Here is a 21,904-nt window from a genome sequence, read left to right as displayed (position 1 = left end):
CCTGGCCCATCGCGGTCACCTTGCAAACTTTTCCCCCTGCCCCGGGTCGATTGCAGGCAGACGCAGGTAAGCAGTTGTTTCGAGCAGGAAGCGACTGGCTGATTTACACTGCGCTCATCAACCTCATCTGTAACAAGGAAATAACCTATGGGCGTGCTAAACGAGTTCAAGGCCTTCGCGGTCAAAGGCAATGTGATCGACATGGCTGTCGGTATCATCATCGGTGCCGCCTTCGGCAAGATCGTTACGTCGTTTGTCGGCGATGTGATCATGCCCCCCATCGGTCTGCTGATCGGTGGTGTGGACTTCAGCGACCTGGTCGTTACACTCAAGGCCGCCCAGGGTGATGCACCGGCAGTGGTGCTGGCCTACGGTAAATTCATCCAGGCCATCATTGATTTCGTCATAGTCGCTTTTGCAATCTTCCTGGGCGTCAAGGCGGTCAACCGCATGAAGCGCGAAGAAGCAGCGGCCCCAACCCTGCCACCGGTTCCCACCAAGGAAGAAGTGTTGCTGGGGGAGATCCGCGACCTGCTCAAGGCCCGGAACGACGCGCCCTGACCCAAACGCGGGACAAAAAACGGCGCCATCGAGGCGCCGTTTTTTTCTACCAGAAGTTCTCTACCGCCACCTGACCGGGTCGCCGGCTGAGGCTCAGATGCATGTCCCGCTGCTTGAGCAGTTTGCGCGTGTCATCGATCATCTGTGGGTTGCCGCACAACATGACGCGCGAGTGTTCGGGCGTCAGCGCCACACCGGCAGCACGCTCCAGTTCGCCATTTTCAATCAGCGTGGTAATTCGCCCGTTAAGGGCGCCGACATGCCGCTCGCGAGTGACCGTGGCAATGAATTTCAGCTTGTGTGCGTACTCGGCCAGATAATCACGGCTCGCCAGTCCCGCGATCAGTTCCTGATACGCCAGCTCACGGGCTTCACGCACGCTGTAGACCAGAATGATGCGTTCGAATTTTTCCCAGACTTCGAAGTCCTGCAGGATCGACAGGAAGGGGGCCACGCCCGTGCCTGTGGATAACAGCCACAAATCACGCCCATCCACAAAGCGGTCAAGTGTCAGGTAGCCGAAGGCCTGACGGTCGACCAGCAACGTATCGCCGACACCCAATCGGCTGAGTTCACTGGTGAACTCGCCACCGGGCACGACAATGGAAAAAAACTCAAGGAATTCATCGAAGGGCGACGAAACCATGGAGTAGGCGCGCCATACCGTGCTGCCATCGGCCCTGACCACGCCCAGCCGGGCAAACTGCCCCGCACGAAAACGGTACCCCGCATCGCGGGTGGCACGCAGGGTGAACAGGTTCGGGGTCACCGGCTGTACATCGAGCAACGTCTGGCGGGTAAATTTTTCTTCACTGACGGTCATGGCGCACTCCCTTCAACAGATAACCCAGTGTCCCGCAAAATGGCAGGCAATAACACCGACAGTGTGTAGTGGCATAATGGACTTAAACAGCCAAACGCAACTTTGTTTAAAACAGTTTCGCATCAAATGCCGCGCGACATATTAATACTTTTTCACAAATCAGGACTGCAACTGAATATTCCGCATTTGTTTAAGAGCAAAAAGTTTCAACTCAGAATATAGGAATTATCCTACACTCGAAGCGTGCCAGATATTGGATCCATAGTGGCACCCCAGAGGACACTTAAGGGAGGATTAGGAATGGAGCATTGGAAAGAGTCACAACTCAAGAAACTCTCACACACTGAAGACATCAATATCGCTTTTCGAATGTCGCTCGATTTCGTCAAAAACCTGGGTTACAAATTTTGCGCCTTCTCAACCTGCTCAACCACTGCCAGCTCCGATTGTAACGTTCTGAGGCTTAACAATTTCCCCTCTGGCTGGAACGCCCGGTACGCGCAAAACAATGCCAATCAGCCCGACCCCATTGCCGACCACTGCGAGCACTCCATGCTGCCCGTTCTCTGGAGCGAACAGCTCTTCTGCAAAACCCCATGGCTTTGGCAGATGTTGCAGCAGCAAGGCTTGCCGCATGGTTGGTCGCAGGCGATCCATGATGAGGAATCCGGTCTGCGCAGCATCCTCAGTCTGGCCAGGAGCCATTGTCCGATTTCGCCCTATGAACTGTATGAAAACCTGGGATTTACGGTGTTCATCAGCCGTCATTTGCATGCCCTTGCAAGCCGGGCATATCCGAAAAAACCTTCGCACCCGCCCCTATCAATACGAGAAGTCGAAGTCCTGAAACTGTCAGCCACCGGCAAGACCGCTTTCGAGATCGCCAGAATCCTCAGTTTGAGTGAGCGCACCATCAATTTTCATGTGCACAGGGCCATCGAGAAGCTCGGGGTCAATAACAAGATTGCTGCGGTGATCGCTGCAACCAGGTCCAGAGCCATCTGAACCACCGGGTGCCAGGAAAACCTGCGGGTAATCCAGCGTAAAAAAACGTACCATTTGCGGCTGCTGCCTGAGTGTTGCCGTGTGAACCTGCACGACGAAGTACACTCGGCGAGTCCCGCCCGCTTCAGCGCCCCCGGGCAGCGGCAATCCCGTTGATTACCCAGAGCCTCGCCCCATGCCTTTGCTCGAAACACCCTTCGCCAGCCTCGACCTGATCCGCCAGCCCGAACAGCAGAACGAACCACTGCAAGCTTTCGATGCGGCCGACGAATATTTGCTGAACCACCTGGCCGAGCAGAATCCGACGGCGGACACCCGGGTGCTGGTGCTCAACGACAGTTTTGGTGCTTTGGCAGCCAGCCTGGCAGGCAAAGTCCGGGTGGTCAGCAGCGGCGACTCCTTCCTGGCCCTTCAGGGGCTGGAAAAAAACCTTGTACGCAACGGCCTGCCATTCGACGCGGTACCCGCCGTGCCAGCCAGCGAGCCGCTGAACGGGCCATTCGACTGCGTGCTGGTGCGGGTGCCGAAAACCCTGGCGCTGCTGGAAGAACAATTGATCCGCCTGCAGGGCCAATTGCAACCGGGTACCCAGGTGATCGCCGCAGCGATGATCAAACACCTGCCACGGGCGGCAGGCGATCTGCTTGAGCGCTACATAGGCCCGGTGCAAGCGTCGCTGGCGGTGAAAAAAGCCCGCCTGTTGATTGCCACTGCGCAAGCCAAAGCACCCGCCTCATCGCCCTACCCCACCCGTTACCGGATCGACGAGCCGGCGATCGAATTGCTAAACCATGCGAACGTGTTCTGCCGCGAGGGCCTGGACATCGGCACCCGCGCATTTTTGCCACATCTGCCGAAAAGTCTCGGCACGGCGCGGGTTGCCGATCTGGGCTGCGGCAACGGTGTGCTGGCGATCGCCAGTGCCCTGCAGAACCCCGAGGCAAATTACACATTGGTGGACGAATCCTACATGGCCGTGCAATCGGCCGCCGAAAACTGGCGTGCGGCGCTGGGTGAGCGGGAAGTGATTGTGCGTGCTGGTGATGGCCTGGCAGGCCAGGAGGCGCAATCGCTGGACGTGGTGTTGTGCAACCCACCGTTTCACCAGCAACAGGTCGTCGGGGACTACCTCGCCTGGCGGATGTTCCAGCAAGCCCGGGAAGCGTTGGTCGTGGGCGGCGCGCTGTACATTGTCGGCAACCGACACCTGGGTTATCACAGCAAGTTGGCGCGGCTGTTCCGTGGCGTCGAACAGGTGGCGGCCAACCCGAAATTCGTGATTCTCAAAGCACGCAAATAAGCGGCCGCCCCAGGGTTGTGAATCCGCGCCAGGAGGCAGCGGGAGGGAATGCTCAGTGGGTAGTCAGGCCTGCGGCATTCATGAACATGCGCATCAGGCTGGCGACGATGAACAGTGCACCGACACTGCCAGCCCAGATCATGGCCAGCCAGCCGAGCCGCTGCCACAGCGGCTTTTTTTCGCCTTCTTCAATCTCGCGCAGGGAAGGTTTGCTGCTCATTGCTTCGATCTCCTTCAGATCGATGGCGCCGTTATCGACGCCATCAAAGGCAAGTCGTGGAGCTAGTGATACCCGTCTTCGTGCGTGACCTTGCCGCGGAATACGTAGTAGCTCCAGAAGGTGTAACCCAGAATGAACGGAATGATAAATAGCGTGCCGACCAGCATGAACCCCTGGCTTTGCGGCGGCGCGGCGGCGTCCCAGATCGAGATCGACGGCGGCACGATATTCGGCCACAGGCTGATACCCAATCCACTGTAGCCGAGGAAGATCAGCACCAGCGTTAGCAGGAACGGCGTGTAGTGCGCATTGCGGGCCACGGCGCGAATCAGACCGTACATCGTCACCAGTACCAGAATCGGCACCGGCAGGAACCAGAAGAGGTTTGGCAAGGTGAACCAGCGCGCGGCGATCTCTGCGTGGGTCAGCGGGGTCCAGATGCTGACAACGCCGATCACTGCCAGCAACACGAAGGCCAGTGGCCGCGCCAGGTCATGCATCTGTTCCTGCAGCTTGCCCTCGGTCTTCATGATCAGCCAGGTGCAACCGAGCAACGCATATGCCACCACCAGCGCCGCACCGCAAAACATCGTGAAGGGTGTCAGCCAGTCCAGCGAACCGCCGGCAAACTGCCGGTTGACCACGGGCAATCCGTCGATGAACGCCCCCAATGCCACGCCCTGGAAGAACGTTGCGGTGACCGAACCGCCGATGAACGCCTTGTCCCAGAGATGTCGTTTGTCATCCTTGGCCTTGAAGCGAAACTCGAAAGCCACGCCGCGAAAGATCAGCCCGATCAACATCAGGATCAGCGGCAGGTACAAAGCCGAAAGCACCACCGAGTAGGCCAGCGGGAAAGCCCCGAACAGTGCTGCACCGCCCAGCACCAGCCAGGTTTCGTTGCCGTCCCAGACCGGCGCGACGGTGTTCATCATCACATCACGGTCGCCCTTGCCGGGAATGAACGGGAAAAGAATCCCGATGCCCAGATCGAAGCCGTCCATGACCACGTACATCATGATGCCGAAGATGATGATCACGGCCCAGATCAGCGGAAGATCAATACCCATGAGTCAATTCTCCCTGGTCAGGCTGACATCGCCATCAGTGTGCTCGTCATCCGCTGCGGAGAGCGGACGCGCCGGTGTACGTTTCTTGCCTGGACCACCGTCGTTGGTTTCCTTGCCTTCGTCGATCTTCGGCCCTTTGCGCACCAGGCGCATCATGTAACCCAGACCGGCACCGAACAGCGCGAAATACACCACGACGAACAGAATCAGGGTAATGCTCATCTGCATGAAGCTGTGGTTGGAAGATGCATCTGCCGTGCGCATCAGGCCATACACCACCCACGGCTGACGGCCGATTTCAGTGGTGAACCAACCGGCAAGGATCGCGATCAGGCCGGACGGCCCCATCCACAACGCCAGGTACAGGAAAGGGCGCGAGGTATAGAGGGTGTCGCGCTTGCGCAGCCACAGGCTCCACAGTCCGGTGAAGATCATCAGAAAACCCAGGCCGACCATGATCCGGAACGACCAGAACACGATGGTCGAGTTTGGCCGGTCTTCGGGCGGGAACTCCTTGAGCGCCGGCACTTGTTTGTCCAGCGAGTGGGTCAGGATCAGGCTGCCCAGGTACGGGATCTCGACAGCAAATCTGGTTTTCTCCTCCTTCATGTCCGGCCAGCCGAACAGGATCAGCGGCGTCGCCTCATCACCCTTGTTTTCCCAGTGCCCTTCGATGGCGGCGATTTTTGCCGGTTGATGCTCAAGCGTGTTGAGGCCGTGGAAGTCCCCGATCACCGCCTGGATCGGCGCAACGATCAACGCCATCCACATGGCCATCGAAAGCATCTTGCGGATCGCCGGATTGTCCTTGCCACGCAACAGATGCCAGGCCGCCGAGGAGCCGACGAAGAATGCCGTCGCCACGAATGCCGCCGTGGCCATATGCATCAGGCGATAGGGGAACGACGGGTTGAAAATGATCGCCAGCCAGTCGGTGGGAATGACCTGACCATTGACGATTTCGAAACCCTGCGGGGTTTGCATCCAGCTGTTGGAGGCGAGGATCCAGAACGTCGAGATCAGCGTACCGATGGCCACCATCACCGTGGCGAAAAAGTGCAGCCCCCGGCCAACTTTGTTCCAGCCAAACAGCATGACGCCGAGGAAACCCGCTTCGAGGAAGAATGCAGTGAGCACTTCATAGGTGAGCAGTGGCCCGGTCACGGAGCCGGCGAAGTCCGAGAAGCGACTCCAATTGGTGCCGAACTGATAGGCCATCACCAGGCCGGAGACCACGCCCATACCGAAATTGACGGCAAAGATCTTCGACCAGAAATGGTAGAGGTCACGATAGGTATCGTTATGGGTTTTCAGCCACAGACCTTCGAGTACCGCCAGGTAACTCGCCAGGCCGATAGTGATGGCTGGAAACAGGATGTGGAACGAGATGGTGAACGCGAACTGGATTCGGGCGAGATCAAGTGCCTCTAAACCGAACATAAGTCTTCCTCTGTCAGGTAGTACGGCTGCTGGCTGGGAGCCTGCATCCCCGGCCCCACGGATATCGAGTGCGGCGAATTCCAATTCGTTCTTTTTTTTACCGGCATCACACCGCAGGGGTCTGGCCTTGCGGCCGCCGGATCAATTCCTTTTGGGGTATTGACCTGGATCAATCAACGTTGAAAGCGTAGTCCCATTTGTGGGGAAGAACCGCGTGGTCTATTGCCGCGTGACAAGTTGCCTCATGGAGTTGATGAGGCCTGCACACCATTTCCCTGTGGGGGCGGGCTTGCTCGCGAATGCGCTGTGTCAGTCGAAATCAATGCAGGATGTACCACCCTCTTGGCGAGCAAGCCCGCACACAGGGGCTATTGGGTGCCTGGAATAGATGTCTGGCTAACTAAATTTTCCGCCGCCGCAACTTCCTGTTACAGGTTGGTGATAACCTCACCCTTCCCCTCCCCCAAGATTTGCCCGCAGATGCCCAGCCAAGAGCCCTTGCTGTTACGTCACCACCGTCCCTTCATTGCGTTCTGGCTGGCGCGGGTTTTTACCGCCAGCGGCTTTCAAATGCTCACCGTGGCGATTGGCTGGAACCTGTATCAACTGACCGGAAACGTCCTCGACCTCGGTCTGGTCGGCCTGGTGGAATTCGCGCCACGCGTGCTGTTCATGCTCCACACCGGACACGTCGCGGATCGCTACGACCGGCGCAAGGTCGCCGCGATTTGCCAGTCACTGCAAGCGCTGATCGCCTTGGCCCTGGCCATCGGCAGCGCTACCGATCACGTTACCCGGGAAATGATCTTCATCCTGGCCTTCCTGCTCGGTGCCGCGCGCTCCTTCGAAATGCCGACCACCCAGGCCTTGCTGCCGAGCATCGTGCCCAGTGCCCTGTTTCCCCGAGCCGTTGCTGCTGCGCAATCGGCCCAGCAATCGGCAACCATCGTTGCCCCGGCCCTCGGTGGCTTGTTGTATGCCTTTGGCAGTGTCTGGGTATATGGCCCGACGGTGCTCCTGTATGTCATCGCCTGTTCGCTGATGCTCAACCTGCCGGCGCGACAGACGCCACTGAACAAGGGCAAGGCCACCCTCGACTCACTGCTTGCGGGCATCCGTTTCATCCGCAGTCGTCCGGACATTCTCGGTGCAATCTCCCTCGACCTGTTTGCCGTCCTGCTCGGTGGCGCGACGGCATTGCTACCGGTGTTTGCCAAGGACATTCTGCTGACCGGTCCATGGGGGCTGGGCCTGTTGCGCTCGGCACCGGCGGTGGGGGCGCTGCTGATGTCGCTGTTCCTAGCGCGATTTGCCGTGGAGCGCAACGTCGGACGAGTCATGTTCACAGCGGTAGGTATCTTCGGTGTGGCCACCATCGCCTTCGGCCTGTCGACTTCGTTCTGGTTTTCCCTGGCAGTGCTGGTGGTACTGGGCGCTGCCGACATGATCAGCATGGTGATCCGCGCGTCCTTCGTACAACTGGAAACCCCGGACGAAATGCGCGGCCGGGTCAGCGCCGTGAACGGCCTGTTCATCGGCGCTTCCAATCAATTGGGTGAGTTCGAGTCTGGCCTGACCGCCCACTGGTTCGGCACCGTGCCCGCAGTGGTCATGGGCGGGATCGGCACGCTGGTGGTGACCGGAGTCTGGGTCAAACTCTTCCCGACCCTGGCCAGCCGTGACCGCATGCATGAGCCTAAGGAAGAGGCGAAGGTCTGACGTTTATTTGACCAATAACTCTGCTGCCACCGTCGCACGCGCGGCCTTGCCGCAGAGCTGCTCCACCAGTGCCAGGGCAAATGCCAGCGCTGCGCCGGAACCCTGGGCGGTGATGCAGTTGCCGTCGACCACTACCGGTTGATCGACGAAGTTACAGCCTGACAATTGATGGCTGGCCGAAGGCAGGCAAGTCATGCGTCGTTGTCGCAACACACCAAATGTTTGCAGCGTCACCGCAGGCGCTTCGGCAATGCCCGCGAACAAACGTCCGGCCGCCGCCTGTTCCTTGATCAATTGTTGCAGGGGTTGATGGGCCGCCAAGTGTTGTGCGCTGACGGCACCGCCCGGCAGGGCGATCAGGTCGAATGGCTGCGCCAGCAAATCCACCAGCATTGCATCGCAGGTCAGGCGCGTGCCGCGAGCGCAGGTGAGCATGCGCCGCCCCTCGGTACTGGCCACCACCACTTCGACGTTGGCGCGGCGCAGCACATCGATCAGGGTGACTGTCTGCAGGTCATCAGTGCCCTCGGCAAGGGAAATCAAGGCTCGAAAGGTCATTGGCTACGATCCACGGAATGATCCTTAAAGCGTAGTCAGCTTTCCTGCCCCCTGTTAGAGCCGTGCCGTTACTTGATGTAAAGCTGCGTCGACATCGTGATGCCCGGGGCATTGAGCGAGATATTACTGAAGGTGAACGTGCCTTCCTGTTTGCCCGCCAGATCGAAGGCGTACAAATAGCCCACGGTTTTCCCCCCCGGGGTGCAAGTGGTCAGGTTGCCGTTTTTAAAGGCGCAGACCGGTGTGCGGGTGCCATTGACGTCGAATCCATCCAGCCCGACATGGGGTTCGCGCCCGTAACCGACCTCCAGCACGTAAATCATGATGTCCGGGCCACTGTGATCGCAGCGGGTCTGAGCCTGCCCCTCGGCAATGTCTTCAACGCCACAGGACGGCGATGACACCTTTAGCACTTTCAACTGACTCAACGGCGGGGCCGAAGCTGCCGCAGCGCTTTGAACCCCGAGAAACAGCGCTAACATCGCCGCAAACACGCTAACCAGACGCTTTTTCATGCAGGACCTGAATACCCCGAAAAACCAGCGCGCAGTATGGCGCAGTTGGCTTCGTCGCAAAACATTGCTAACCATCGCAGGCTTAAGCAGCCATAGCCCCACGCTGCTGGTATGATGCGCGGCTTTTTCCGGCCCACAGTAAATTCCAGGCGCGTTCTGCTGTCTGTGCTTTGCTGTTGAGGTCGATACATTCACGGCGCCCGGCGCGCCACGGGGAGCAGACATGCTGGAAAGGCTGTTTCAACTCAAGGCACACAACACCAACGTGCGGACCGAGATTCTGGCGGGCGTCACGACCTTTTTGGCCATGGCCTACATTCTGTTCGTCAACCCGAGCATCCTCGGCGAGACCGGCATGGACAAGGGTGCCGTGTTCGTCGCCACCTGTCTGGCGGCGGCCATCGGCTCCACAACCATGGGCCTGATCGCCAACTACCCGATCGCACTCGCACCGGGCATGGGCTTGAACGCCTTCTTCACCTATACCGTGGTCCTGCACATGGGTCACACCTGGCAGGTGGCACTGGGAGCGGTGTTCATCTCGGCAGTGTGCTTCTTTCTGCTGTCGATCTTCCGCATCCGTGAATGGATCATCAACAGCATCCCGTTGCCGCTGCGCTCGGCGATTGCCGCCGGTATCGGCCTGTTCCTGGCGCTGATCGCCCTGCACAACGCCGGAATCGTGGTCAGCAACCCGGCAACTATGGTCGGTCTCGGTGACCTGAAACAACCGGCGCCTATTCTCGCGACCCTCGGCTTTGCCCTGATCGTCGGCCTCGAAGCCCTCGCCGTGCGCGGTGCGGTGCTGATCGGCATCCTGGCAGTGACCATCGCGTCGATCGTGCTGGGCTTCACCCCGTTCGGCGGCGTGATGTCGATGCCGCCGTCCCTGGCCCCGACCTTCCTGCAACTGGACATCAAAGGTGCCCTGGACATCGGTCTGGTCAGCGTGATCTTCGCCTTCCTGTTCGTCGACCTGTTCGACAACTCCGGCACCCTGATCGGCGTCGCCAAGCGCGCCGGGTTGATGGGCAAGGACGGCCACATGCCGAAAATGGGGCGCGCCCTGATCGCCGACAGCACCGCGGCCATGGCCGGTTCCCTGCTCGGCACCTCGACCACCACCAGCTACATCGAATCCGCCGCTGGCGTGAGTGCCGGTGGCCGCACCGGCCTGACCGCCATCGTGGTGGCAATCCTGTTCCTGCTGGCGCTATTCTTCTCGCCACTGGCCGCCAGCGTTCCGGCGTTCGCCACTGCACCTGCGCTGTTGTTCGTGGCCGTGCTGATGACTTCCGGCCTGGCCGAGGTAGACTGGGAAGACATCACCGTTGCCGCACCGGTCGTGGTCACCGCCCTGGCCATGCCATTCACTTATTCCATCGCGAACGGCATCGCCTTCGGCTTCATCTCCTGGACCGTGATCAAAGTGCTGTCGGGCCGCGCCCGTGAACTGAACCCGGCGCTGGTGATCCTGTCAATTCTGTTCGTGATCAAGCTGGGTTGGTTCAACGCATGACTTTTGATTCCCAGGCCTACGCCGCTCAACTCGAAGACAAGGTCACGCGCCTGCGTGACCTGCTGGCCCCGTTCGATGCACCCGAGCCGGCTGTCTTCGATTCGCCACTGAAGAACTTCCGCCTGCGCGCCGAGTTCCGCCTGTGGCGCGAAGCCGGCGAGCGGCACTACGCAATGTTTTCCCAGGAAGACAAACGTACGCCGATCCTGATCGAAGAGTTCCCGATTGCCAGCCTGCGCATCAACCAGTTGATGCCGCAGCTCAAAGCCGCGTGGCAAGCCAGTGCGGCCCTGAGCCACAAGCTGTTTCAGGTGGAGTTCCTGACCACCCTGGCGGGCGATGCGATGATCACCCTGTGCTATCACCGCCCGCTGGACGAGCACTGGCACACGGCGGCTGCGAAACTGGCGAGCGACTTGAACGTCAGCATCATTGGCCGTTCCAAAGGCAAACGCGAAGTCATCGGTCATGATTATGTGGTCGAGAAACTGGAAGTTGGCGGCCGCACCTTCAGCTACCGCCAGCCCGAAGGCGCGTTCACCCAGCCCAACGGCACGGTGAACCAGAAGATGCTCAACTGGGCCTACGACGCCCTGGGCGATCGCACCGACGATTTGCTGGAGCTGTATTGCGGCAACGGCAATTTCACCCTGCCGCTCGCTACCCGCGTGCGCAAGGTGCTGGCCACCGAAATCAGCAAGACCTCGGTCAATGCGGCGCTGAGCAACCTCAGCGAAAACGCCGTGGATAACGTCACCCTGGTGCGCTTGTCCGCCGAGGAACTGACCGAAGCCCTGAACGAAGTGCGCCCGTTCCGCCGTCTGCACGGCATTGACCTCAAGAGCTACGAGTTTGGCAGCGTGTTCGTCGACCCACCGCGCGCCGGCATGGACCCGGACACCTGCGAGCTGACCCGGCGCTTCGACAACATCCTGTACATCTCCTGCAACCCGGAGACCCTGGCGGCCAACATCGCCCAGTTGCACGACACCCACCGCATCACCCGCTGTGCGATGTTCGACCAGTTCCCATGGACTCATCACATGGAATCCGGCGTGTTGTTGACCCGGCGTTGATCACCTTGCCAGATGCAATCAAGCCGTCTCAGTGACGGCTTTTTTGTATTCGTATTGCGCCCCCTGATTAATACTTGTCGCGCCTCTTCATCCAAATCCCGGTGCCATCATGCAGCGACAATTCGACGATCTACAGTTGGGCAGCATCGAGCTGTTTTGCCTGGCCGCCGAAGCCGGCAGCTTTACCGCTGCTGCGTCAGTGGCAGGGGTAACGCCCGCCGCAGTGAGCCGTTCGGTGTCGCGCATGGAGGAACGCCTGGGTGTACGCCTGTTCGCACGTACCACCCGCAGCGTCAAACTGACCGACAGTGGCCGGCGCTACTACGAGGAATGTCGCCAGGCACTGGTGCAACTGGTTGAAGCCCAGCGCGAGGTCATGGGTCAGCAGCAAGTGCCCTCCGGAACATTGCGCATCAGTATTCCGACCACCTATGCGCACCATCGAATCCTGCCATTGCTGCCCGGATTTCGCGCGCGCTATCCGGCAGTGAAGGTCGAGTCGCACATCAGCAACCGCAACATCGATTTTGTCGGCGAAGGCTATGACATGGCCATTCGCGTGCGCGCCATACCGGATTCCGGCCTGATCGCCCGGCAGCTTGAAGACGCCCCATTGGTGATGATCGCCAGCCCCGACTACCTCAAACGCGCCGGAACCCCGCAAACCCTCGACGACCTGGCACAACACGAATGCATACAGTACGAATTGCCCAGCAGTGGGCGGCGCATCGCCTGGCTGTTCAATGACGAGGGTAAACCCCGGGAAATACTGGCCGAAGGCAATCTCAGTTGTTCAGACGATGTGCTTGGCGCAGTGACCCTGGCCAAACATGGGGCGGGGTTGTTTCAAACCTATCGTTTTATCGTCGAAAACGAGCTGGCCGCAGGCTCGCTGGTGGAAGTGCTCCAACCCTATGGCGGACGCTCACGGCCCTTCACGCTGCTTTATCCACAAAGTCGCCACGTGCCATTGCGACTGCGGGCGTTCATCGACTTCCTGGTAGAACACCTGCCGCGCTGAACGACGAAAGCGTTCGATCACCGCATGGAATACGCCGGAAACCTTTGCTTCAACGGACCGAATTAACCATTAGGTACATTTCATCTCCGCAGGCTGAAAAAAAGCATCGCGCCAAGCCCCTTCCCAAAGGAACAGTGCTCTGTGGGGCAGGCTTGCCCGCAAAGGCATCAGGCCTGCAGGTAGCGCAACACCGACTCGCAAATCATCTCGCGATGACGCTGCTTGATGCTTTCGTCCGGCAAGTCGATCTGGAAAATCTCACCGATGGTATGTCTGTTCGAAACACGATGAAAACAGAACGCACTGATCAGCAGATGTACATCCAGCGGCGCTAGCCCCTGCCGAAATACACCCGCCTCAACACCCCTACGCAGAATCTCACTCAGGGAATCGAGAATGGTGTTGTTCATGGCCCTGATCGCTTCGGAGCGTTTCACGAACTCGGCATTGTGGATGTTTTCGATGCTGACGATGCGCACGAAATCGACGTTGTGGTCGTGGTGATCGAAGGTGAATTCCACCAGCCGTCGAATCGCATCCACCGGCGCCAGTTCAGCCAGATGCAAGCGACTTTCGGTGTTGCGAATATCACCGTAGAGTTTTTCCAGCACCTCGACATAGAGCTGCTCCTTACTGCCGAAGTAGTAATAGATCATGCGCTTGGAGGTATGAATGCGCTCGGCGATGGCATCGACGCGAGCACCGGAAAGACCCTGCTGGACGAACTCGACAATAGCCTCTTGCAGGATATTCTCGCGGGTCTTTTCCGGGTTGTTCTTGCGACTCTTGCGCGGCTCGGCAACCGCCGCCGGCGCAAGAGGAAGTTCTGAAGTTGTTGTCATTGCGGGCTCACGGCCATCACTGCACAAGCAGCCGATTATGGGCCGCGCCACACAGAGAAAGGAAGCTGCGGGGTGGCGCTTTCGTTGCCGTGCTTACGATTTTGCTACAACTTCGCCTGACGAAGGGCACCTCTTCTGGATCTGGCCTTGGCTGCCAGCCTCACTGCGACATTGGCAGCACCATAACCGACATAACTACTCAGCGCCGGCTTTGCTGCCAGGCGGCTGCCAGACCACTGCAACAGATCACGGCGATACCGACCACTGTGGTCAGGGTCGGCGTGTGGGAAAACAACAGCCAGCCCAGCAGCCCGGCAAACACGATCTGGCAATAGCCGAAGGGTGCCAGCAAGGCCGGCGCGGCGTGGCGGAACGCCTGGGTCAGGAACAAATGCGCAGTCATCCCGCATGCCCCCAACGCCAGCATCATGATTGCGTGCATCAAACTCGGGAACTGCCAGAAGAACGGCACCAGCGCACTCATCACCAGGGTGTTGCACAGCCCGGCGAAGAAGTTACTGGTGGTCGGGCTGTCGACTTCGCTGAGCTTGCGGGTGAGCAGTTGGTAGAAACAGAAAAACAGCGCCGAACAGAGCGGCAGCAAGACGGCCGGGGTGAACAACTCACCGCCGGGATGCACGATGATCAAAACACCGATGAACCCGCAAATCACTGCGACCCACTGTCCGCGGGTCACCCGTTCACCCAGCAACGGCACCGATAAGGCCGTCACCAGTACCGGAGCCAGAAAGTTGACCGCCGTCGCTTCAGCCAGCGGTATGTACTGCAGGCCGGTGGTAAAAAACAGACTGGTTCCCAACAGGCACAACGCCCTGATCAGCTGCAACATCGGCCGCTTGGTGCGCAGGACCCGCAGCCCCGATTGCGGCAGAAAAATCCCTGCCATCAGCAGGGTATGCACCACATATCGCGCCCACACCACCATGACGATCGGGTAGAACCCGGACAGGTATTTCGACAAGGCATCGTGAGTGGAGAACAGGAAGGTCGCGAAAAGGATCAGCATGATCCCCTTGAAGGGCTGATTGACGCCGGAAAGCGGGGTGCTGATGGGCGACGTCAAGACGAGGTCCTTTTTTAAGAATGAGGCGAGGCTCTAATAATTTAGAACCCGGTTCCACTTTATGACACGAACAACAGAAGAAAGTGGGCGAACAGCGAACATTACTTGTAGTCGACAGAACGTTCAGCTGAACAGTTCCGAAGCCTGGCTTGCCGCCGAAAGCTCCTGGGCATACTCCAGTAAGGTCGGTGCCAACTCGTGCAACCGTGCACCGGGCATGCGTGCGCTCGGGCCAGCGATGCTCAGCACACCAATTACCTGCCCATTCAATGGATGGCGCACCACCGCGGCGATCGCCGATGTACCCACCGCAGAGCTTTCCTCGACCCAGGCATATCCCTGTTCCCGCGCCATTCGCAGGCGCTCCAGCAGTTCAATGTTAGATCGTGGCGCATTCGGCCCCACGTCTGCAGGCAATTGAGCCGCTTGCCGCTCGACCAGCGACAACGCCTGGGCATCACTCATGCAAGCCAGCCAGGCATGCCCGGAAGCCGTGTAGAACAGGGGCGCGTCACGCCCCATGTCAGGATCGTAACGCAAGCCCGAGCGGGCGCCCTGGGATTTGGCGATCCAGACTTGCCGCTCGCCCTGGGTCACGCCAAGGCGCACCAGTTCACCGGTTTCCCGAGCCAGACGGTCGAGCACCGGCTGAACGATATCGGCGCCGCTACCGGCCAGATAGCGAAAACCCAGGGCGACCAGTCTGGTCGACAAGTGATAACGCAGGTTTTCCGGATTCTGGCGCACGTAACCCAAACGAATCAGCTCGGCGAGCAAGCGATGAGTCGCGCTTTTGGGGATCTCCAGTTGTTCGGCCAGGGTCTGCATCGGCACCCCCTGCGGGTCCCCGGCAAGACTCTCCAGCAAGCTGAAAACACGCTCTATTTGACTGCCAGCCATGGGACGTTCCTGAAGACTTTGGTCGATTCTAAAATATAGCTGCGCAAATGCGAAATCCGGAACCAGGTTAGCGCCGGGATTAATCTGACCTTACATATTTGCCCGGCATAAATTTGCCAACGGCGTTATTCATGGACGCAGGCGTGACCGCCTTCATCTATGGAGAAACCGCAGACATGTTATGGAACAGAGCAAGACGCAGCGACAACGTGAACGACACTCGCGAGGGCAAGGAAGCCCGCAAAATCACAGGGAAACAGACCTTCATCGCATTGGCTATTACCGCCACGCTGGGAGGCGCGGGTGTTTACTCGACACTGGACACAACGTCGAACAACCTATCAATTACCCCTTCTTCACAGACGCTTGATGATCCGCAGTTGCAATTCGTCCAGTCGATATTGGGCGATACCGAAGACACCTGGGCACAACTATTTTCCCAAAGCGCGCAACGCTACCCGCTGCCTACCCTCACCCTCTATAGCAACAGTGTGAATTCGGCCTGTGGTTTTGCCGGTTCCAGTGCCGGGCCGTTTTATTGCCCGCAAGATCAGCGGATTTATCTGGACCTGGAATTCTTTCGAATCATGGGCGAACAGCACGCCGTGATCGGTGAATTCGCCCAGGCCTACGTGCTCGCTCACGAGGTGGGCCATCACGTGCAACTGGAACTCGGTATGTCCGACCCGTTCGAGCAGGCGCTGAACCATGGCCAGCGAGTCACCGGTGATGGTGGTCTGGAGGTCCGGGCGGAACTGCAGGCCGACTGCCTGGCAGGGGTCTGGGCGCATCATGCGCAACGACGCCTCGACTGGCTGGAGCCAGGAGACATCGACGCGGCATTGAACGCCGCGGCTACGTTTGGCGATGACTCCTTGCAGCGTTCCGCCAACAGGACTGTGCGCCCGGAAACGTTCAACCATGGAACGTCGCAGCAACGGACAAACTGGTTCAAGGCAGGTTTTACCAGCGGGAAAATCGATACCTGCGACACTTTTAACGCCGAGGAACTGTAATAGCGCACCGAGAACTTCGCCCCCGTACAGAACCTGTGCCCCTCAACAATGTCTGACGACCGGACTGGCGCCGCTTACGCTGAGCAGCAACACTCAGCGCATGGTTCTTTACCCGGTTCAAAAGAGGATTCGCACATGCTATGGAAAAAAGGCCGGCGCAGCGACAACGTGGTTGACGCCCGTGGCGATGATGGCGGCGGTGGCGGTGGCGGCATGCGCTTTGGCGGCGGCAAGGGTCTGAGCCTGACGGCTATCGTGCTGATCGTCGGCATCGGCTGGATCACCGGACAGGACCCGATGCAAATCCTCGGACAACTGACCGGGCAGATGGAACAGCAATCTGCGCCCGCCACCCACCAGCCCGGCAAGGCGCCACCGGCCAATGACGAGGGCGCGGAATTCGTGCGCTCGATCCTGGGCGATACCGAAGACACCTGGGGCCAGATATTCCAGCAGGCTGGTCGCCAATACAAGGACCCGACCCTGGTGCTGTTCAGCAATCGCGTCAACTCGGCCTGTGGCCTGGCCACTTCGGCAACCGGTCCGTTTTATTGCCCGGCAGACCAGAAGGTCTATCTGGACATGAGTTTCTTCCAGGAGATGTCCCAACGCTTTTCCGCTGCGGGTGACTTCGCTCAGGCCTACGTGATCGCTCACGAAGTCGGGCACCATGTGCAGACCTTGCTTGGCGTTTCGGCAAAAATTCAGGCAGCGCGCCAACAGGGACGGCAGATGGAAGGAGACGGCGGTTTGCTGGTCCGCCAGGAACTGCAAGCTGATTGCCTGGCCGGAGTCTGGGCCAACAATGCGCAGAAACGCCTGAACTGGCTGGAACCGGGCGACATCGAAGAAGCCCTCAACGCGGCCAACGCCATCGGCGATGACCGCTTGCAACAACGGGGTCAGGGCCGCGTAGTGCCAGACTCATTCACCCACGGTACATCGGCGCAACGGGTGCGCTGGTTCAAAACCGGTTTCGCCCAGGGCCAGGTAAGCCAGTGCGATACCTTTGCGGCGAAAAATCTGTAGATGAAAAATTGGTTGTTGGTGTTGTTGATCACTTGCACAAGTACCCAGGCGGCCGAGCATGGGGTCGAAGAACTCAGTCCCGGACGCCTGCTGTTGAAAGAAGGTGAAATGGTCGTTGGCATCAGCCCGGCCCCGGCCAGAATCGAGCGGGTGCTTGTCATCCTTCACGGCCGTTTGCGCAATGCCCAAACCTATTTGCACAGCGCCGAGCGGGCCGCTGAGCTGGGTGGGCAAAGCGCGACGACCCTGGTGATCGCTCCGCAGTTTGTCAACGAACTCGACGTTGCAGCACACCCGGTGGCTGATACAGTACTGCGCTGGCAGGGAAACGAGTGGATGGCCGGCGGCTTATCCACAGGTCCATTCCCCCTCAGTTCCTACGCAGCACTCGATGAAATCATCGCGCGCATTGGGGATCGCCAGCAGTTTCCCGATGTGAAACAGATCGTCATCGCCGGTCACTCTGGTGGCGCTCAGGTGGTTCAGCGATACGCGCTGCTCGGCCACGATCAGCCGGCCCTGCAAGCGGCCGGCGTGCAGCTGCGTTACGTGATTGCCAACCCGTCCTCTTACGCCTGGTTCGATGAACGCCGCCCTGTAGCGTTCAGCCATGCCGGTTGCCCGCAGTTCAATCGCTGGAAGTACGGATTGGCGGATTTGCCTGCCTACGCCGAAGGACAAACTGCCGCGCAGCTGCAGGAAAAGTACCTCACGCGAGACGTCGTTTACCTGTTGGGTGAGCAGGACAACGACCCAAACCATCCAGCGTTGGACAAGGGGTGCGAGGCCCTGGCCCAGGGTCCGAATCGACTGGCCCGCGGGCGCAATTATTTCGACTATCTGAAGCGCCTTTCCCCCACTGGGTTGAATCAGCAACTGATCGAAGTGCCCGGGGTCGGGCATGACGGGGATGGGATGTTCAGTTCGCCGCAGGGGCAGATGGCGTTGTTTGGGCAGTGAATTTTGTGTTGTCTGATCGGGCGCCTTCGCGAGCAAGCCCGCTCCCACAGGGAGAATGCGATCAACTGTGGGAGCGGGCTTGCTCGCGAAGGCATCAGATCAGACAAAAATACCCTCAAGCCAAGAGCATCTGCCGTAACTCGACACAATCCGCCGCATGCCAGTCAGTCAATTCCGGCCATGGATTATCCGGCAGATTCACCAGCACTGTTCGCGCCCCCGCCGCTCGCCCGCAATCGAGATCAAAGCGATAGTCACCGACCATCACCATCTCGCTGGCCGGCACCTTCCAGGCTTCAGCCAGTTTCAGCAAGCCACCGGGATGTGGTTTGGGCGGTGCTTCATCGCGGCCCAGCACATCCTCCACCGCAAAGCAGTCGGCCAGGCCGATGGCCTCAAGCGTGACGTGCGCCAGCTCACGGGCATTGCGCGTAAGGATGCCCAGGCGATAACCGCGCCCGGCCAGTTCACGCACCAACTCTACCGCCCCCGGCGCCGGCTTCGAACCCAGCGCCAGATCCCGTTCATGCTCGAGCAACCAGGCGTGCTTGGCGGCGGCTTCCTCGGCCGGCAGCGCGGCGAGGTGGGTCAGGATGTCGTCCTCGGCAGGAATCGCCAACGCCACGCGAATCGCCGCGAAATCATGCACCGCCACGGTCAGGGTGCCGTCCATGTCGAACACCCAGTGACGCACCTCGGCCAGGCTCACGCCCAGTCCTTGCGGTGACGGATCAGCCCTTCCTGGGTGACCGATGCCACCAGTTGCCCGGCGCGGTTGTACACGCTGCCGCGGGAGAACCCACGCGAGTTGCCGGCCCACGGGCTGTCCATGGCGTACAGCAGCCAGTCGTCAGCACGCAGATCGGCGTGGAACCACAGGGCGTGATCGAGGCTGGCGACCTGCATGTCCTTGTTCCACACTGTTTTGCCATGGGGCTGCATCGATGTGACCAACAGACCGAAGTCCGACGCATAGGCCAGAAGATACTTGTGCAGCGCCGGCGAGTCGGCCAGGGCGCCATCGGCGCGAAACCAGACGTACTTGATCGGGTCGCACGGCAGCGGGTTGTAGGGATCGTTCTCGGTCACAGGTCGGAATTCGATCGGTTTTGGGCACAGCAGCTTTTCGCGCATTTTTTCGGGGATCAGGTGCGCACGTTGCTGGGTGATCTCCAACTCCGACGGCAGGTTTTCCGGACCGACCACTTGCGGCATATCGGTCTGGTGCTGGAAGCCTTCTTCGTCATACTGGAACGAGGCGCTGCAGGTGAAGATCGGATGGCCTTTCTGGATCGCAGTCACCCGGCGCGTACTGAAGCTGCCACCGTCGCGCACCCGGTCAACCTGGTAAACCACCGGCAAACCAGCGTCGCCAGGACGCAAAAAGTAACCATGCATCGAATGCACATGACGCGCCTCTTCAACCGTCTGACTGGCTGCCGACAGCGATTGGCCGAGCACCTGTCCGCCGAACAATTGGCGAAAACCCAAGTCCTGGCTGCGACCACGAAACAGGTTCTCTTCGATCGGTTCCAGAGTCAGCAGGTCAACCAGATCTTCCAACACTTGGCTCATTCAGACTCTCCTCACGCAACACATTGCCGCGCAGTCTTGGCTGCGACGGTCGATTCAGTTTCGGGACAGGGCCCATGGGGGCATTGTAAACGTCCGGGCCAGCTTATCCATGCAAGGTTTGCAGCCATTGTTCACGGCTGATGCGATACAGCACATGCCGGCGCAAGGGATGATCGGGGTCGAGTCGCGGATGGTCGAAGTCGTCCGCCGGGGCATGGTGCATGCCGATGGCTTGCATGACCTTCTCCGACGGCAAATTGGTTTGCGTGGTGAAGGCTACGATTTCCTTCAGCGGCAGGCGATCAAACCCGCAACGCAGAGCGGTCCACGCGGCTTCACTGGCATACCCCAGGCCCCAGTGCTCGCGAGCCAGGCGCCAGCCGATTTCAGTGGCCGGGACAAAGGGCGCATCAAAACCCACCACGGCCAGCCCGGTCAACCCGATGAACTGGCCGGTGTCCTTGCGCTCCAGCGCCCAGAAGCCAAAACCATGCTCTGCAAAATGCCCACGAATACGCCCGATCAACGCAGCACTTTCCAGTCGGCTCAAAGGCGCTGGAAAATAACGCATCACCTGCGGATCGGCGCACATCGCCGCAAACTCGGGCAAATCTTCATCGCGCCATTGCCGCATCAGCAGCCTCGCGCTCTCGAGTTCCAGTATCGGCTCCATCGTGCCCCCTTCTTTCCATGCCGCGAGTCTACATCGCTGGTAGGATCATTCGATCATTCATACACGAAATCATGATGCCGCTACCGCTGATCTATCACGAAGACTACAGCCCCGAGTTCCCGGCTGATCACCGCTTCCCCATGGACAAGTTTCGCCTGTTGCGCGATCACCTGGTGGACAGCGGCCTGACCCGGGACGCCGATCTGTTGCGTCCACAACTCTGCCCTGCCGAGATACTAGCTCTGGCCCATGACCCTTCGTATATCGAACGCTACATGAGTGGCGACCTGTCCCGCGAAGACCAGCGACGCCTCGGTTTACCCTGGAGCGAAGCCCTGGCCCGGCGCACCGTGCGTGCAGTCGGCGGCTCATTGCTGGCGGCCGAACAAGCGCTTGAGCATGGCCTGGCCTGTCATCTGGCCGGCGGTACCCACCACGCGCATTACGACTATCCGGCCGGGTTCTGCATCTTCAATGACCTGGCGGTGATCAGCCATTACCTGCTGCAAAGCGGCCGGGTCAACCGCGTGCTGATCTTCGATTGCGACGTGCATCAGGGCGACGGGACTGCACGAATACTGCACAACACCCCGGAGGCCGTAACCGTTTCCCTGCACTGCGAAAAGAATTTTCCCGCACGCAAAGCCGAAAGCGACTGGGACATCCCGCTGCCCAATGGCATGGGTGACGCCGACTACCTGAAAGTGGTGGACGATGCGCTCAACTATCTGCTGCCGCTCTACCAACCCGACCTGGTGTTGTATGACGCCGGGGTCGATGTGCACAAGGACGATGCCCTCGGTTATCTGAAGCTGACCGACGAAGGTGTTGCCGCCCGCGATGAAAGCGTGATGCGCCATTGCCTGGGGCGCGATATCCCGGTGGTCGGCGTGATCGGCGGTGGTTACAGCAAGGACCGCCATGCCCTGGCGCGCCGCCATGGCATCCTGCATCACAGTGCGCAACGGGTCTGGCAGTCATCAGGCTGTCATTGATCT

The 21,904-nt window shown here is 59.6% G+C and carries 23 protein-coding genes; 11 read left to right on the top strand and 12 right to left on the bottom strand.

Annotated features, from left to right (window positions below):
* Positions 1 to 147 precede the first annotated feature (147 nt).
* Entirely contained in the window at positions 148 to 561 is a 414-nt protein-coding gene (mscL, locus tag AC07OG_RS15165) for a large-conductance mechanosensitive channel protein MscL (protein ID WP_060543315.1), read from the top strand.
* A 46-nt stretch (positions 562 to 607) separates the two neighbouring features.
* Here mscL and AC07OG_RS15160 read toward each other — a convergent pair whose 3' ends face one another.
* Positions 608 to 1,384, bottom strand: coding sequence for a ferredoxin--NADP reductase (locus AC07OG_RS15160; protein WP_060543314.1), 777 nt, complete (start codon positions 1,382 to 1,384; stop codon positions 608 to 610).
* Between the two features lie 300 nt (positions 1,385 to 1,684).
* Between AC07OG_RS15160 and AC07OG_RS15155 the strand changes: the two genes are divergently transcribed.
* Positions 1,685 to 2,389: a helix-turn-helix transcriptional regulator gene (locus tag AC07OG_RS15155; RefSeq protein WP_218425734.1), complete on the top strand. Its 705-nt coding sequence runs from the start codon at positions 1,685 to 1,687 to the stop codon at positions 2,387 to 2,389.
* A gap of 175 nt (positions 2,390 to 2,564) precedes the next feature.
* The gene (locus AC07OG_RS15150; protein ID WP_495067388.1) at positions 2,565 to 3,689 is read left to right on the top strand and encodes a methyltransferase; all 1,125 of its coding nucleotides are present in this window, start codon (positions 2,565 to 2,567) and stop codon (positions 3,687 to 3,689) included.
* 52 nt (positions 3,690 to 3,741) lie between these two features.
* On the opposite strand, the gene AC07OG_RS15145 is transcribed toward AC07OG_RS15150, so the two are convergent.
* The 3 genes from AC07OG_RS15145 to AC07OG_RS15135 form a co-directional block, all read right to left on the bottom strand.
* On the bottom strand, positions 3,742 to 3,909 hold the full coding sequence (locus tag AC07OG_RS15145) for a DUF2474 domain-containing protein (protein WP_218425736.1): 168 nt from the start codon (positions 3,907 to 3,909) through the stop codon (positions 3,742 to 3,744).
* 62 nt (positions 3,910 to 3,971) lie between these two features.
* The gene (gene cydB, locus AC07OG_RS15140; RefSeq protein ID WP_060543311.1) at positions 3,972 to 4,979 is read right to left on the bottom strand and encodes a cytochrome d ubiquinol oxidase subunit II; all 1,008 of its coding nucleotides are present in this window, start codon (positions 4,977 to 4,979) and stop codon (positions 3,972 to 3,974) included.
* A gap of 3 nt (positions 4,980 to 4,982) precedes the next feature.
* Positions 4,983 to 6,419: a cytochrome ubiquinol oxidase subunit I gene (locus AC07OG_RS15135; RefSeq protein ID WP_495067387.1), complete on the bottom strand. Its 1,437-nt coding sequence runs from the start codon at positions 6,417 to 6,419 to the stop codon at positions 4,983 to 4,985.
* A gap of 480 nt (positions 6,420 to 6,899) precedes the next feature.
* Here AC07OG_RS15135 and AC07OG_RS15130 point away from each other — a divergent pair, with 480 nt between their 5' ends.
* A complete protein-coding gene (locus AC07OG_RS15130; RefSeq protein WP_060543309.1) occupies positions 6,900 to 8,138 on the top strand; it encodes an MFS transporter in 1,239 nt (412 codons plus the stop codon).
* A 3-nt stretch (positions 8,139 to 8,141) separates the two neighbouring features.
* On the opposite strand, the gene AC07OG_RS15125 is transcribed toward AC07OG_RS15130, so the two are convergent.
* Positions 8,142 to 8,696, bottom strand: a complete 555-nt coding sequence (locus AC07OG_RS15125) for a DJ-1 family glyoxalase III (RefSeq protein WP_495067386.1) — start codon at positions 8,694 to 8,696, stop codon at positions 8,142 to 8,144.
* A gap of 68 nt (positions 8,697 to 8,764) precedes the next feature.
* On the bottom strand, positions 8,765 to 9,211 hold the full coding sequence (locus AC07OG_RS15120) for a DUF4879 domain-containing protein (protein ID WP_495067385.1): 447 nt from the start codon (positions 9,209 to 9,211) through the stop codon (positions 8,765 to 8,767).
* Positions 9,212 to 9,434: 223 nt separating this feature from the next.
* Here AC07OG_RS15120 and AC07OG_RS15115 point away from each other — a divergent pair, with 223 nt between their 5' ends.
* The 3 genes from AC07OG_RS15115 (at position 9,435) to AC07OG_RS15105 (ending at position 12,827) form a co-directional block, all read left to right on the top strand.
* Positions 9,435 to 10,730, top strand: a complete 1,296-nt coding sequence (locus AC07OG_RS15115) for an NCS2 family permease (RefSeq protein WP_060543306.1) — start codon at positions 9,435 to 9,437, stop codon at positions 10,728 to 10,730.
* Positions 10,727 to 11,806 carry a tRNA (uridine(54)-C5)-methyltransferase TrmA gene (trmA, locus tag AC07OG_RS15110; RefSeq protein ID WP_495067384.1) on the top strand — a complete coding sequence of 360 codons (1,080 nt, stop codon included), beginning with the start codon at positions 10,727 to 10,729 and terminating at the stop codon, positions 11,804 to 11,806. The genes AC07OG_RS15115 and trmA overlap by 4 nt, the downstream gene beginning before the upstream one ends.
* A 109-nt stretch (positions 11,807 to 11,915) precedes the next feature.
* Positions 11,916 to 12,827, top strand: a complete 912-nt coding sequence (locus AC07OG_RS15105; RefSeq protein ID WP_060543304.1) for a LysR family transcriptional regulator — start codon at positions 11,916 to 11,918, stop codon at positions 12,825 to 12,827.
* 167 nt (positions 12,828 to 12,994) lie between these two features.
* Here AC07OG_RS15105 and AC07OG_RS15100 read toward each other — a convergent pair whose 3' ends face one another.
* From AC07OG_RS15100 to AC07OG_RS15090, 3 genes are all read right to left on the bottom strand, one after another.
* Positions 12,995 to 13,669, bottom strand: coding sequence for a TetR/AcrR family transcriptional regulator (locus AC07OG_RS15100; RefSeq protein ID WP_495067383.1), 675 nt, complete (start codon positions 13,667 to 13,669; stop codon positions 12,995 to 12,997).
* 199 nt (positions 13,670 to 13,868) lie between these two features.
* Positions 13,869 to 14,696, bottom strand: a complete 828-nt coding sequence (locus tag AC07OG_RS15095; protein WP_060543403.1) for a DMT family transporter — start codon at positions 14,694 to 14,696, stop codon at positions 13,869 to 13,871.
* 180 nt (positions 14,697 to 14,876) lie between these two features.
* Positions 14,877 to 15,653 (bottom strand): IclR family transcriptional regulator, encoded by a 777-nt coding sequence (locus AC07OG_RS15090; protein WP_495067382.1) that lies wholly within the window; start codon positions 15,651 to 15,653, stop codon positions 14,877 to 14,879.
* Positions 15,654 to 15,829: 176 nt separating this feature from the next.
* Between AC07OG_RS15090 and ypfJ (AC07OG_RS15085) the strand changes: the two genes are divergently transcribed.
* The 3 genes from ypfJ (AC07OG_RS15085) to AC07OG_RS15075 all read left to right on the top strand — a co-directional run bounded on the left by ypfJ (AC07OG_RS15085) (position 15,830) and on the right by AC07OG_RS15075 (position 18,658).
* On the top strand, positions 15,830 to 16,669 hold the full coding sequence (gene ypfJ, locus AC07OG_RS15085) for a KPN_02809 family neutral zinc metallopeptidase (RefSeq protein ID WP_060543402.1): 840 nt from the start codon (positions 15,830 to 15,832) through the stop codon (positions 16,667 to 16,669).
* Positions 16,670 to 16,804: 135 nt separating this feature from the next.
* Positions 16,805 to 17,698 (top strand): KPN_02809 family neutral zinc metallopeptidase, encoded by an 894-nt coding sequence (gene ypfJ / locus AC07OG_RS15080; protein ID WP_495067381.1) that lies wholly within the window; start codon positions 16,805 to 16,807, stop codon positions 17,696 to 17,698.
* Complete coding sequence (locus tag AC07OG_RS15075) at positions 17,699 to 18,658, top strand: alpha/beta fold hydrolase (protein WP_495067380.1); 960 nt, start codon at positions 17,699 to 17,701, stop codon at positions 18,656 to 18,658. It begins immediately after the preceding gene.
* Between the two features lie 115 nt (positions 18,659 to 18,773).
* Here AC07OG_RS15075 and AC07OG_RS15070 read toward each other — a convergent pair whose 3' ends face one another.
* From AC07OG_RS15070 to AC07OG_RS15060, 3 genes are all read right to left on the bottom strand, one after another.
* On the bottom strand, positions 18,774 to 19,367 hold the full coding sequence (locus tag AC07OG_RS15070; protein ID WP_060543299.1) for an HAD family hydrolase: 594 nt from the start codon (positions 19,365 to 19,367) through the stop codon (positions 18,774 to 18,776).
* Positions 19,364 to 20,233 (bottom strand): acyl-CoA thioesterase II, encoded by an 870-nt coding sequence (tesB, locus tag AC07OG_RS15065; protein ID WP_060543298.1) that lies wholly within the window; start codon positions 20,231 to 20,233, stop codon positions 19,364 to 19,366. Before tesB ends, AC07OG_RS15070 begins: the two co-directional genes overlap by 4 nt.
* Before the next feature lie 103 nt (positions 20,234 to 20,336).
* Positions 20,337 to 20,906: a GNAT family N-acetyltransferase gene (locus AC07OG_RS15060; RefSeq protein ID WP_060543297.1), complete on the bottom strand. Its 570-nt coding sequence runs from the start codon at positions 20,904 to 20,906 to the stop codon at positions 20,337 to 20,339.
* 74 nt (positions 20,907 to 20,980) lie between these two features.
* Between AC07OG_RS15060 and AC07OG_RS15055 the strand changes: the two genes are divergently transcribed.
* The gene (locus AC07OG_RS15055; RefSeq protein ID WP_060543296.1) at positions 20,981 to 21,901 is read left to right on the top strand and encodes a histone deacetylase family protein; all 921 of its coding nucleotides are present in this window, start codon (positions 20,981 to 20,983) and stop codon (positions 21,899 to 21,901) included.
* Positions 21,902 to 21,904 lie beyond the last annotated feature (3 nt).

Source organism: Pseudomonas sp. GW821-FHT09H03, assembly GCF_059415945.1.
This window is presented reverse-complemented; position numbering and strand designations above follow the sequence as displayed.